A 12,349-nucleotide genomic window follows, 5' to 3' on the forward strand; every position below is an offset into this window, starting at 1 on the left:
TTTCATGAGTGAGATAGATATCCAGGGTGATGACGCGTTGGTTCAACTGCTGTTGAACGCAGACAAAGGCGATATAGATCTGCTGATCGATTACGTCACTAACACCGGTAAGTTTGGTTTTTCCATGTCAGACAGCGTAAAGGCCGTATTACAGGATGCCAAACGCCAGGATATACCCGATGAAGAAACCCTCCGTCTCCTTGTACGGGAGTTGCAGCATTTCGGTGGTAATACGTTCGTGAATCTGTTTCGTCGCAATGGGGTTAACTACAGCGAAATTGTAGATGACGTTGCCAGCCATCTGAAGATGAAAGTCCCGACAACTGCATCGGTAGAAGAAAAAGAAGCGCTGATTATTGACTGCGTATTTACCTCGTCATGGAAAAAAATGTCGGATGATGAGCGCAGCCAGATTATGCGTGATATGGGCATAAACGGCTCTGCCAGTATGGATATTCCTGTCTGGCAGAGAGCGGCACTCGTAGCCAATAGTCTTGCACAAACAACAGCAGGCAAAGTACTGCCTTTAATTGCAGGGCTAGGCATCGGGCGTGTTTTGGGCGTATTAACCGGGCCGGTTGGCCTGGCTATTACGGGTCTTTATACCGCCTATGACATCTCAAACCCCGCGTTTCGAGTGACACTGCCTTGCGTGGTGCAAATTGCCTGGATTCGCTTAAAAAACGCCCGCCAGTTCCGGCTTGCCTCCCAGCCATCACCCACAACGATGCCTGCTCTCACATACGATCAACGCTGGGGTTTTGGGCATGATATTCACCAACCTGCGCTTACGGTTGCAATAATTCCATCTTCGGAAAGTATCAACACCGGTGCGATGCGGGAGCAGGATATTACCGGTATTTCACGTCTGAGCCCGCTGTTGCAAACATTACCCTCATTGGCTACCTCTGCACATGTTGCCAGCCATCAATATATGGAGGTCATTATTAATGGTCCTTTGGCGAGTGTAAAAGATGGCCCTGGTTTCCGAGGCTTCAGCCTGGGAGAAAAAGGCATCAAAGAACATGCCGTTCTGCTGAGTCCTGACAAACTTAGCCAACTTGTTAACGCCGGTATGTTGTTGAATGTTGCCTCTGCCGTATTAGCGCAAAAGCACCTGGCTGATATCAGCAAAAAATTGACGGAGATTGTTGAAGCAGTACGCGAGGTTTCTGCATTCCAGAACAATGCACGTAAGTCAGAGATCATTGGGGCCATACAGTATTTGCAGCAAATTACCCCCGTGGTTATTGAGGAGCAATGTTCGCCTGCAATACGCCAAAAACTAGAGGATATTGAAGTCCAGTTCTCCGCCCTGCAAGCACACTTGCTAACTGATATTACTGCTGCTGGCGACAAAGTGGCAGCGCTTAAAGACCGTGGGCTCTTTGGCAGCACGGAGGTTACGAATAAGATCCAGACCCAACAAAATATCCTTGATGAACGAATCCATGAATGGGACCTGGCAATGAAGGTTCGTGCGCAAGCGTTGCATCTTCTGACTCATGCCGAAGGTAACACAACACTCGTCAGGCACCGCCAACAAACCATTGTTCATAATTATCAGGAGTTCGAAAGCGTTGTTGACAAAGTTGAGCGTCAGGTTCACCAGAGGATACAAGGTATCAGCGCATTGACGGAACAGAGCAATACCACCAATGCCAATAAAGTATTACTGCGGAAATGGACGACAACGACGTTAAAGCAGCGAAAGATGGCTATTGAAGAAGCACATTCGTCGTTCGGGAAATTCCAACAAGGATTGTTGGCTGAGCAGCCGCAATCTGCACGATTACTGGTAGAAATGCAGGATGGGAAACCGGTGAAGTGTTTTGAATTGCCGCTAGTATGAACAATTCGTCTTTTTTGAGTGGGCATCTAATGGAACATGACAATTCTTCACTGGTTGAGTTGCTACCGGAATTTTTTCGCCAATGGCCAAAAAACATGGAGTGGGCCAGAGAAAAAGATAAAAAAACAAATATTGATGCATCTCAGCTAACTGAGTTCTTCAGCCTGATCTCTGAACCACTGAAAGTTGTTCAGCATCGAGCTTTATCTTTTGAACCCTGGGAAGTAGCAGGCCTTGGGCGTAAAGAAGTTCGTAACACGGCTGTTCTTGCCTGGCTTCTTGATCCCGAGGGGACTCATGGTTTCGGGAGACTATCTTTACAGGCATTCCTGCAGGCAATACGACACAGGTTTAATTGAGTAGAGGAAACATGATGAAAATAATCAATGCTGCTTTATATGAGCGATTAAAAAGATGAAACGAGCAATACTATGGTTTCTGCAATCATATATTTATTACATCCCTATAGCACTTATCATTGCCGGTGCTTATATATTCGCGCGTTTCGTCCCTGACTATTTTGGTATTCTTACACTGGCATGGATCATCATCGTTACCTATTTCTATGTTAAACATAATCGTTGGTTCTGATCTGGCTCGGGCAATCAACATGCCACACCTGCGCAATAAAAAAGCCAACCCCGCACTCCCACGGTGTTGGCCCTGTTTTAAAGCAGTGACGGTCACAACAGGTTAAAACACGTAACGCATACCCAGCGTAAATTCGTTAGAGACAATATGCGCTTTCATCTGCTCGTCTTTTAAGCCGCGCGCGTTAGTGAAATTGTTATATCCGCTTTCGATCTTGCCCATATCGATATAGCGATAGCCCAGATCGACATACAGACGTTCAACCGGCGTGTAGCTTACGCCCGCTCCTAACGCGTAGGTCAGGTTGCTTTGGGTGGTCGAGGCGTATTCACGTCCGGCGTTACCCTGCCAGCCGCCCGCTTTGATCTTGCTCACGCCAAGCCCTGCGGTTCCGTAAACAGAGACACCGTAACCGAGTTCATAATCGCGGTAGACATTCAGCATCAGTCGTTCAGTTTCGGTCTGCAGGTGGTTAAAGCTGTTCGCGAATGTGCTGGAGCCGCTGGTGTACTCCGTTTTTTGTTTAAAGGTGTATTCACCTTCGGTACGCCAGCCGTTACCGAACTGGTAACCTGCGGCAATCGCCGCGCCGCCAAAATGCTCTTTCTCTTTACCGCCCACAAACTGCCCGACACCCGGACGCGCGCTGGTATCCATCTCTTTCGCACGCTGTTCAATCTGCAGGTATTTTGCCGAACCGTAATACCCTTCTTCCGTATTTGCCGCCAGAACGGTAGCCGGGATCATCGCCACAGGCAGGGCGATTAAAAGTGCTTTCATCTTCATCTACACTCCATTGAAAAACAGTCAGTGAGACGAATCATAAGCAGTCCCGAAAGGGCAAACTATTAGGATGAATACGCGTTTTACCTGGTAATTTTACGTAGGGATTTGTCTCGCTTTTTGTCCTGTTTATTTTAATTTCAATCGGTTACTGGTTGGGGAAAACGCAGCAGAACAATCGCGCCATCGGTGGGCACCGATTCCAGTTCCGTCACATCCAGCGCGGTGTTTTCCGGCAAGCTCAGGCTATCGACCGTAATGCGGTTCACTCGCCACGGCGTTAAGTAACTCACCAGCAGCTCGCCTCTGGCATTGGTTGTGGAGCCAAACTGGTTATAGAAGCCAATGCCCGGCGAGTCCGGCACGTCCACCAGCGCAGCGGTGCTGCCGAGCTGTTGGCCAAGCGTCACGCCGCCTGCGTGTACCAGAATGCTGCCGCTGGTGTCGGCGTGATAATCACGGCGCGCTCCGCCGCGTACCATACTGAGGTTCAGCTCGCCCGCGTTGTACTGATAGCCCAGGCTCGCAGACAACTCATCATTGCGGTGTACGGTATGCGTCGCCTGCAAATCGTAACGCAGGCTGTAATCACTCAACGCCGAACCGTACACATTCACTCCATGACTATCTTCCCCCCGGCTGGCGAGCTCGGTGATATAGCCGACATTACTCGTCGTCCCCCAAAGGGATAAAGGCACACTGATGTTGATACCCACGGTGGTTTCATCCGGGTTTTTACCGTAGCGTTCATAACCGCCGTACAGGCTGACATCCACGTTCTGTAAGGTCGCATCCAGGCTCAGCGTCATCCCCATGCTGCCTGCGTCAGGTTCACGTGACTTCAACCCGTGCCACGACAGGCTCAGGCTGGCGTCCTCGCCAAGATTCTGGTTAAGCTCCAGCTGCCCGCGCAGCGCCCGCCGGGTGACGTCATCGTCCCAGCCGTATCTCAGCAGCTCCGCCCGCGTGATTTTTTCTTCCAGCGACCGGTAATGTTCATTACGTGGATACCACTGGAGCTGAGCGGTGAGGCTGGTTTCGGTTGTAAAGAACGCTTTGGCATAGCGCAGACGCCACACCTTGCCCCGTTGCGTCTCCGCCTCTTGCGTATAGCGAGCCGCGCTGACATCTGCGGAAAACGCCCCCCACCGCCCAAGGTTAGCGCCAAAACCCGCGACCTGGCTGAAATAGTGCTCCCCTTGCTGCAGCCCGGCAAACACGGTGACCTGCGGGGCAACTCCCCACGAGAACGTACTCTGCCAGAAGCGATCCGTGTCCCTGTCGATACCGTGAAAAGGCTTATACCGACCGGCGGCCAGTTCGTAGCTAAAGAGCCCGTGATGCACAAGATTGGGCATGCTGGAATAAGGCAGCAGGCGGGTACGCTCCGTACCGTCGCTCTCCTGCACCGTCAGTTCCAGGTTGCCGTCCGGGTCCGGTGGATAAAAATCGCGAATGGTAAACGGCCCGGGCGGGACGTGAATACGGTAAACACGTACCCCGTTCTGGTGAATGGTGACTTCCGCCTCTGTGCGGGCATAGCCGTTTATCCACGGGGAATAGGGTCGCCAGCTATCAGGGTACATCGCCTCGTCACTGCCGAGTGACGCACCGCGAAACGCCAGGCTGTCGAACATATTTGAAGAGGTATTGCCGTCGCCCAGCGTCACACGCGAACGCAGCGGCGTGATGCTGCGCCAGAGCGACATCGCATTGGTGTACGAACCGTGTTGTCCCTCTTTTTCACGCCAGAAGGTGTTTTGATAACGCAGACGCCAGGGGCCCACATTAAGGCCGTTGTCCAGGCTCAGCGTGGCGTCAGTACCGGAACGCTCCCAGTCATACTGCGCCTGGCTGTGATCCGCATCCAGACGGTAGTTGATAAACAGCGCGTTGATGCCATCATCCCAGCGGCTGGTGCTGACGCCGTTCTGCTGCGGGCTAATGGCGTCTGTCGGGAACAGAAGCGTCAGCAGTTGCGCCTGCGGGCGATACCAGTATTTGAGGTTAAACTGCTCTGCAGACTGTGGTGTCAGGCACCCTTTGGCATCCCAGACCAGACGCGCAAGCACCGCGTCACGTACACCCCATTCCTCCATCAGCGGCTGGCTAAGGCAAGGCCCCGAGGCAGACACCTCAAACGAAATCGCCCCTTTATAGAGGTTATTGAGGATCACCCACGTCTTTTGGCTTACCGCACGACTTTCTGCCATGGCGAACAGCAGCATAAAAAAGAGAAGATGGAGTCGCATCATGATGGCAGGCAGCGCAAAAAGGTGAGGAGGCTCACGCCCCCTCACCTGTTTTACAAAAAAGCGTTATTTCTGCAGGGAGGCAAGCGCGGCGCGTGCGCGGCTCAGCTCTTGCTGAATGCTGCTCAGATCGCTCTGTTTTTCAGCCAGTTTGCGCTGGTATTTCGCCACTTTCTTGCTGTCGCCTTTGGCTTTCGCTTCACGCAGATCGGCCTGAACCTCGGCAATGTCTTCACGCTTCTCGGCCAGTTTCTTCTCCAGCTTCTTCACCTCTTTTTGCGCGTCAGCCTGTACGCTTGCCGGGGTGCAGTGCGCTTTCACTTCAGCCAGCGCTTTTTTCAGGCCGTTGACCTTGTAGGTATTACCGTACTGCTGGGCGATACGGATCTCTTTTTCCAGTGCCGCGGCTTTGGCAGAGCAGCTTTCTGCCGCCTGGGCGGAGGTGAACATACCAACAGAGGCAATAACGGCCAGGGCGGATACGAGTTTTTTCATCGGGATATCTCCTTTATATGTGAACGTCCTCGAATAAAAGAGTACCCCGGCGGAGGGGAAGCTTACGCTGTACGCCCGTCCTCATTCTGCTGTAGGACGGTCTCGCCCGGTTGTAGTCCCGTCTCGCGCCAGCGCTGTAATGCAGCCCTTAATGCCTGAATCTCCTCCTCAAGCTGACGGATGCCGCCGCTGTCGGCAGCCCGCTCATGCTCCAGACAGCGCGCCTCAAGCGCCGTCATACCGAGCAGTTGAATACCGCCCCGCAGTCGGTGCAGCGCGTCCTTCAAGGGTGTACCGGGGTCCTTTCGCCACAGCGCAATATCGCCCAGCGTCTCCTCCAGCACGGTTATCTGCAAATCCAGAAACGTTGCCAGATGCTCACCGTCCAGCAGTGCTGGGGGGAGCGTGATGGAATATGGCGAAGCAACCGGCGATTTACCGGAGGGGGCCAGAGGGGCAAGCAGATTTTCCAGTGCAACCAGCGTGACCGGCTTGAAGATACAGTCGCGCATGCCTGCTTCCCGCGCCTCATCCCGCACGGATTCACGCGCGTCCGCCGTCATGCCAAACACCGTGACATCCGGGTAATATTCATTGATGATGCGCGACAGGGCATAGCCACTCATCTCGGGCATGTTGCAGTCGGTGATCACCGCGTCCGGCTGTCGGATTGCCAGGCTCTCAAGCAGCTTTGCCGGGCTGTCGTACTGGGTGACCGCATGCCCCAGCCACTCAAGCTGCTGGGTAAGCAGCATCCGCCCGACCGGATTATCGTCTACCACCATGATGGTCAAGGCTGCGCGTTTACCAGTTGACACGCAAGCTTTAGCCTCTTTCTCTGGCAGTGCGGCCATGACGGGCAGCCTGAGCGTCACCGTGACCGTTGTCCCCTCACCCGGCACGCTATTCAGCGTGAGATCCCCGTCCATCATGTCCGCGAGCTGGCGGCAGATATAGAGCCCCAGCCCACTGCCCTGCGCCCGGGTACGACTCTCACCCTGACTAAAAGGCTGGAACAGACGCTGTTGCGTCGCGATATCAATCCCCTCGCCGGTGTCTGCTATTGTCAGCTCCAGCAGCATAAACTCACCGTCCTGCCATTGCGGCTGAACCTGCAGCATCACCTGTCCATGGTCGGTGAATTTAATAGCGTTGCCCAGCAGGTTGGTGACAATCTGACGAAAACGCATCACATCGATCAATACGTCCCCTTTCAGGGCGGTATCCATTTCCAGCAGCAGCTTCAATGATTTCTGCGCCGCCAGCCCCTCAAACTGCGACACCGTTCCTTCAATCAGGTTTCGAAGCGAGGCGCGCTCCGGGCGGAGCACCAGACGGCCGGACGCAATACGCTCCACATCCAGGATATTCCCGATAAGCAGCAACAGCGACTGCGCTGCGTCCCAGGCGACCCGTATCGACTGCGGGTTTTGCGGGGCATGGTCAGGACGTTTCATCACCAGCTCCAGCATGCCGATAATGGCGCTGACGGGCGTGCGAATTTCATGGCTCATGGTCGCCAGAAAGGCGCTTTTTCCCCGACGGGCTCGCTCTGCGCGCTGTTTCGCCGCACGCAGCGACTGAATAAGCTTGCGGATGCGCGCCTGTTGGATGCGCCGACGACGGTAGATCCACCCGGCCACCAGCGCCAGCAAGGCCAGACCGGCGGCGGTGAACGTCACCATCCACGTAATCGACAGCGCCGACGTCGACACAGAGGCAAACGCATTGCCCGTATTGCTGCCGCGCGTCAGGGCGTGGAGATCTTCCGGCGGAATGTTGATCAGCGCTTTATTCAGAATGGTGATCAGCGGCCAGGCCTGCCGCGATGCGCCAAAGGCAAAGCGCAACGGTTCGGCATCGATGCTGGCGAGAATTTTCAGTGAGGCAAATTCTTTGCGGGTGAGCTGGGCGTTGGCAATGATCAGCGGCACCACCATCATGTCGTTTTTATCCTTCACCACGCTGTTAAAACCCTGCCACCAGGTATCGACCTTCGCCGTCTGGCCGCTATTTTGTCGGCCAAGCCAGTCATCAGGCGCTTCACCGCGCAGGCTCACCACACGGGGCTGAAGCGCCTCCTTCCCCGGAAGCGCGCGTCCAACCATAACCCAGGAGTTATACAACCAGGTTCGGGTGGTGAGGAGATCCGCCTGCCAGATCCCTTCCTGCGTAACGCCTGCAATCAGCTCGGCCTCTCCGCGATTTATAGCTCTGAAAGCGGCGGCCTGGCTGGGATAACGGCGGATTTCAAAGGTGAACCCGGTACGCAGGCGGAGCGCGGTCAGCAGATCCGCCAGGATGCCGCGCAACTGCCCGCGCTCGTTGAAAAAGGCAATGGGGGCGTTATCCTGCGCCACCGCGACGCGGATCCGGGAATGTTCTTTGATCCATTTATGTTCGAGCGAGGTGTAACGCGGTGGCTCTTCGCTCAGGGAGAGCGGGATCCCCCCGCTCCAGCGACGGTGGATCTCCACCCCCGCGTTCTCCGGCAGCGCCGTCAGCATCTTGTTGAGGATCGCCATCCAGACCGCCATCTTTGGCATCGCGGCGAATGAGAATCCCGACGCCTCGAACGTGTCCGCCACCGGACGAATACTGAGATTGCTTAAATTGGACTGACTCGCCAGATAGCGCGCGGTGATCGCATCGCTGAAGAACAGATCGATTTCGCGAAACGCCAGCGCCTCCAGCGCATGCCGCGTGGAGGAGAAATTCACAATGTCAGCCCCCGGATAACGGGCCAGCACGTCGCTGCTGCTGTAGACAGGCGAAACGGCGATCCGTTTCACCGGCTCATCGGGCGAGGCATCGGTATTCACCACTTCAACCGGGATGTTGTCGCTGTAGGGCACACTCAGCATCAGCCCCTGTTTTTGCTGGCTATCCCCTGCCTGAGGCATAAAATCCGCCTTGCCTGCCCGCAATGCTGACAAGGCATCCTCATAGGTGGGATAACGCACCACCTCGATCTCCAGGCCAAGGTTTTCTGCCACCAGCCCGGTGAAATCCGCGTTGATACCACCGTAATCATTCAGCCCGGTGGTGATGTCGTAAGGGGGCATCATCGGCTCCCAGACCGCCAGACGGATTTTGCGGTGTTCGCGCACCCAGCGCCATTCGCTGCCGCTGAGTCCCGGCTCGATCACCTTTTCATGGCTACGCGCCAGCAGGCGAAGGGATTCCCCCGGTTGCGTGGCGCACACGGTAAAGGCAATACAAAAAAGCAGGATAAAGGTAACGGCTCTCACGTCTCTGGCTCTGAAGTATCAATAAGATCGAAAAGTTGTTCAAAATGCGCAAAGCCGCTCTTTTTCATCATTCGCGCCTTATAGGTGCTGATGGTTTTGTTGCTGAGCGCCAGCCGGTCGGCAATCTCCTTGTTGCTTTTGCCCTGCTTCAGATAGTTCAGCACCGCGATTTCACGATCGGAGAAACTCGCCAGCAGCGCCCGGGTATCATGTTGTATTTCAGTAGCCTCGACGATTTTCGTGAACGTCTCTTCCGGGAAACAGTGATAGCCGTCCAGCAACAGCTGGCAAACCGGCTCGACGCGCTCCAGCGCCAGGCTTTTATTGATAAACCCGCTCGCCCCGGCCTTCAGCGTACGCAGTGCGTAGATCCCCGCAGGCTGGTTGGTATAAACCAGCACCCTGAGCGCAGGGAAGTGGTGCTTGATACGCGGGAGAAGATCCAGCCCGTCAGCGTTTTTGAGTTCCAGGTCGAGGATCAGCAGCGACGGCTGTTCCCGATGCAGCAGCGCCAGCAGGTTCTCGCCGGAGGATGTCGTCACGATAAAATCCGGATTCTTTTCCAGCAGCACCTTGAGCGCAAAGCAGATTGCCGGATGGTCATCCACAAGCAGTATTTTTGTCATTGGTGTTTATTCTTTCCTGAGGCATTAACGGCTCCATTACACGCTGTACACCATAGCCTACCACGTGTTGAATCAGGACAAGGTTTGTCTGGTTTGAGAATAATTCAGAAAAAATACGGAATACGCGAACACATCCTACTTTTCATTAGGCATAATGATTTAAACAAATGGGTTGTGAATTTTAATGCCAGATATAACAGGGGGGTTTTAATGCAGAAAAACGCTAAACCTGTCCTGTGATGAAAAAGGTTCTGGAAACCTCAGTCACAAACTCAAAATCACTTATCAGGCCATGAGAATGACTCAGAAAAACAGGCGGAACAGAACTTTCTTTCCTTTCAAAACAAGCAGTCTGGATGCTTTGTATTTTTGTTTTATCATCCTTACCCTCAATTAATGAGAGCAGGAAATGCATACCATCCGAATGGATGCTGAGCGTTTTTTGATTATCAACATCTACAATATTAACGCTTCCCGTATTCGACCTGAGCTGATGAAGCGCATCGTAAACATCTGACCATAAGGGGAAGTCCTTTTTACTTAAACCTGTATTTGCGCAAAACAGGGAAAGCTTCATTTTCATCGTTTGTCCTTTAACAATGTTGTTTGCTACGTATTTTAACATGGAAGATGAACAATCCAGAGCAGGATAAAGTGATGTCGCTGGCAAATTACACATTTTAGGAATTTTATGGCCTGCGTTCTGGCTATGCCTGCCATCTGCTCGCCGATATCAATGCTCTGCTACTGAGCAGCCCAGTAAATAATTACTGGGCTAACAGGAATGTCAATTTATGAAGAAATATTAAATCGCAAAATGCTATTAGCGTTTACGATTATGATTTGACATTGATACGCCATCTAGAACTTACTTTTAATATTTTCGTATTTTTCATTATAACTATCCGCATTGCCAATACCTCTTCCCTGAATAATTTGCACAGTAGCTGAAATAACATTTTTTACTTTTTCATCTTTACTCATCTCAATATAGAGTCTTTCTGATACACCAGACTCTGTCCCACTTATCATGTTAACCACTGGGATATAAGATGAGGCATCTCTGGAAACATCCGTTTTAGAATAGATAAGCAGAAGGTTACCCTCATCCGTGAACGTCATACCATCAGGATTACCTAATAAATTTATTACTTTCGTTTTATCACTACCTTTTTCTAATTCTGTAAACGCCAAATTACGGGCACTTACATAATCAAGATTATATTTATTAGGATTATGCAAATCTTTTACAAAGATACCATGATTAATGACAATATTATCAGGCCCATAGACTACTGAAAGAACTCTATGTGCATAAGTGCCGGTCATGCCGTTCAAAAATCCTGTATATGAAGCAACCGAAAGCTTCCCATCAGGGAATGTTTTCTTTAAAGCAGAGCGGGATTCATCTTTTTTTCCAATAACACTGGACAAAGAAGAGACATTTGTTTCTCCATCTATTATTTTTGAATTAATTAAAGCATCACTGTTATTCTTATCAGACAATAATTCACTACCGCCGTTAAATGCAGAGCAAGCAGACAGTAACATTGATGCTACAGCAACACTTAATAGTAATTTTTTTGACATATTTAAATATCCTTAATGAATTTTATCCTAATTTAGAAGGCACCATAATGCCCTCATCCCACAAGGATTCCGAGCAGGTGCTCAGAACCGCTATTACTTCTTTTTTTTAGTAATACTGATAAATATGTATTGTTCAAATTCATGAAGTTCAGCATCAGTAATCATATTGCTCTTACCTTTTTGACGGAATAGAATCTGCTCTGGTGATACATGTGTATCACTATGTGTACCAGTGACACCTGTAGCAGGATGGTTTCCGCAACATTTAACAAAACCGGCGGTCTACCAATAATTAAGCACAGGAACGGGCATTGTTGGTAAGCCTGACGATTAAAAACCAGATCCCGGTTCGGTGGCCGGGATCACTGTTAATCATCATAATGAAGACTTATACTTATTTTTTCTTCAGGTATATCAACAGTTATTTCACATTTTGACCATATTGGTTTCCCATTCGTCATATTATTTTCTAAGAAAAAATTTTTATACGCAACTAAGGCGTCAGTTAAATCTGCAACGGCTCGCCCATCAGGAGAAAACCAGTCCAAATCACCATTTCCATCAACATAATCAAATTCATATGTACCACCATCATTGTCAGCAAAGACCTCTGCCATTACGATAATTTTATGCGCATTATGAGGGCCGCAATCAAATAGGATTTGACCTATTTTTTTTCAAGATCTTGATTCTGCATTATTTACCTCCAGGGGAGTTTTTGAAGTCAACATTCACAGGCCTGCCCCCATTAATTGAGTACTGAAAGATGACTCTATTTGGTCTTGTATTATTCCCAGAATAAATTGATTGAATATTAGCACCCACTGTTTTGCCATCTTTTAATGCACTAGCCCATGTATTTTCCATCTGCTTCCATGCACTTTTGTTCAAATTGTCGTCCATATGCGT

11 protein-coding genes are annotated in these 12,349 nt (G+C 51.2%); 2 read left to right on the top strand and 9 right to left on the bottom strand.

Annotated elements, in window-relative coordinates; all coding sequences use genetic code 11:
* The first annotated feature begins 4 nt into the window (after positions 1-4).
* Positions 5-1,852, top strand: a complete 1,848-nt coding sequence (locus ACQG2G_RS19005; protein ID WP_061773056.1) for a YaaW family protein — start codon at positions 5-7, stop codon at positions 1,850-1,852.
* Between the two features lie 29 nt (positions 1,853-1,881).
* Complete coding sequence (locus ACQG2G_RS19010; RefSeq protein ID WP_248079002.1) at positions 1,882-2,211, top strand: PD-(D/E)XK nuclease family protein; 330 nt, start codon at positions 1,882-1,884, stop codon at positions 2,209-2,211.
* A 334-nt stretch (positions 2,212-2,545) separates the two neighbouring features.
* On the opposite strand, the gene ACQG2G_RS19015 is transcribed toward ACQG2G_RS19010, so the two are convergent.
* The 9 genes from ACQG2G_RS19015 to ACQG2G_RS19055 all read right to left on the bottom strand — a co-directional run bounded on the left by ACQG2G_RS19015 (position 2,546) and on the right by ACQG2G_RS19055 (position 12,343).
* Positions 2,546-3,229 (bottom strand): outer membrane protein, encoded by a 684-nt coding sequence (locus ACQG2G_RS19015; RefSeq protein ID WP_061771921.1) that lies wholly within the window; start codon positions 3,227-3,229, stop codon positions 2,546-2,548.
* Between the two features lie 137 nt (positions 3,230-3,366).
* Positions 3,367-5,439 (bottom strand): fimbria/pilus outer membrane usher protein, encoded by a 2,073-nt coding sequence (locus ACQG2G_RS19020; RefSeq protein ID WP_248078715.1) that lies wholly within the window; start codon positions 5,437-5,439, stop codon positions 3,367-3,369.
* A gap of 105 nt (positions 5,440-5,544) precedes the next feature.
* Positions 5,545-5,973 (bottom strand): DUF1090 domain-containing protein, encoded by a 429-nt coding sequence (locus ACQG2G_RS19025; protein ID WP_013098815.1) that lies wholly within the window; start codon positions 5,971-5,973, stop codon positions 5,545-5,547.
* Between the two features lie 62 nt (positions 5,974-6,035).
* Positions 6,036-9,224: an ATP-binding protein gene (locus ACQG2G_RS19030; RefSeq protein ID WP_061771919.1), complete on the bottom strand. Its 3,189-nt coding sequence runs from the start codon at positions 9,222-9,224 to the stop codon at positions 6,036-6,038.
* Positions 9,221-9,850, bottom strand: a complete 630-nt coding sequence (locus ACQG2G_RS19035; protein ID WP_061771918.1) for a response regulator transcription factor — start codon at positions 9,848-9,850, stop codon at positions 9,221-9,223. The genes ACQG2G_RS19030 and ACQG2G_RS19035 overlap by 4 nt, the downstream gene beginning before the upstream one ends.
* Positions 9,851-10,073: 223 nt before the next feature.
* Positions 10,074-10,433, bottom strand: a complete 360-nt coding sequence (locus tag ACQG2G_RS19040; RefSeq protein WP_248078713.1) for a DUF6911 family protein — start codon at positions 10,431-10,433, stop codon at positions 10,074-10,076.
* A 278-nt stretch (positions 10,434-10,711) separates the two neighbouring features.
* Positions 10,712-11,440 carry a hypothetical protein gene (locus ACQG2G_RS19045; protein WP_038985733.1) on the bottom strand — a complete coding sequence of 243 codons (729 nt, stop codon included), beginning with the start codon at positions 11,438-11,440 and terminating at the stop codon, positions 10,712-10,714.
* Positions 11,441-11,808: 368 nt separating this feature from the next.
* Positions 11,809-12,057: a hypothetical protein gene (locus ACQG2G_RS19050; RefSeq protein ID WP_248078710.1), complete on the bottom strand. Its 249-nt coding sequence runs from the start codon at positions 12,055-12,057 to the stop codon at positions 11,809-11,811.
* Between the two features lie 79 nt (positions 12,058-12,136).
* The gene (locus ACQG2G_RS19055; RefSeq protein ID WP_071830027.1) at positions 12,137-12,343 is read right to left on the bottom strand and encodes a DNA/RNA non-specific endonuclease; all 207 of its coding nucleotides are present in this window, start codon (positions 12,341-12,343) and stop codon (positions 12,137-12,139) included.
* Positions 12,344-12,349 lie beyond the last annotated feature (6 nt).

This window comes from Enterobacter cloacae complex sp. 382A5 (assembly GCF_050031095.1).
GTDB lineage: Bacteria > Pseudomonadota > Gammaproteobacteria > Enterobacterales > Enterobacteriaceae > Enterobacter > Enterobacter cloacae.

Bases quoted from the DNA above. Each gene is read 5' to 3' on its own strand.
- ACQG2G_RS19005 (WP_061773056.1), top strand. From the start codon at position 5: ATGAGTGAGATAGATATCCAGGGTGATGACGCGTTGGTTCAACTGCTG.
- ACQG2G_RS19010 (WP_248079002.1), top strand. From the start codon at position 1,882: ATGGAACATGACAATTCTTCACTGGTTGAGTTGCTACCGGAATTTTTT.
- ACQG2G_RS19015 (WP_061771921.1), bottom strand. From the start codon at position 3,229: ATGAAGATGAAAGCACTTTTAATCGCCCTGCCTGTGGCGATGATCCCG.
- ACQG2G_RS19020 (WP_248078715.1), bottom strand. From the start codon at position 5,439: ATGGCAGAAAGTCGTGCGGTAAGCCAAAAGACGTGGGTGATCCTCAAT.
- ACQG2G_RS19025 (WP_013098815.1), bottom strand. From the start codon at position 5,973: ATGAAAAAACTCGTATCCGCCCTGGCCGTTATTGCCTCTGTTGGTATG.
- ACQG2G_RS19035 (WP_061771918.1), bottom strand. From the start codon at position 9,850: ATGACAAAAATACTGCTTGTGGATGACCATCCGGCAATCTGCTTTGCG.
- ACQG2G_RS19040 (WP_248078713.1), bottom strand. From the start codon at position 10,433: ATGAAAATGAAGCTTTCCCTGTTTTGCGCAAATACAGGTTTAAGTAAA.
- ACQG2G_RS19045 (WP_038985733.1), bottom strand. From the start codon at position 11,440: ATGTCAAAAAAATTACTATTAAGTGTTGCTGTAGCATCAATGTTACTG.
- ACQG2G_RS19050 (WP_248078710.1), bottom strand. From the start codon at position 12,057: ATGGCAGAGGTCTTTGCTGACAATGATGGTGGTACATATGAATTTGAT.
- ACQG2G_RS19055 (WP_071830027.1), bottom strand. From the start codon at position 12,343: ATGGACGACAATTTGAACAAAAGTGCATGGAAGCAGATGGAAAATACA.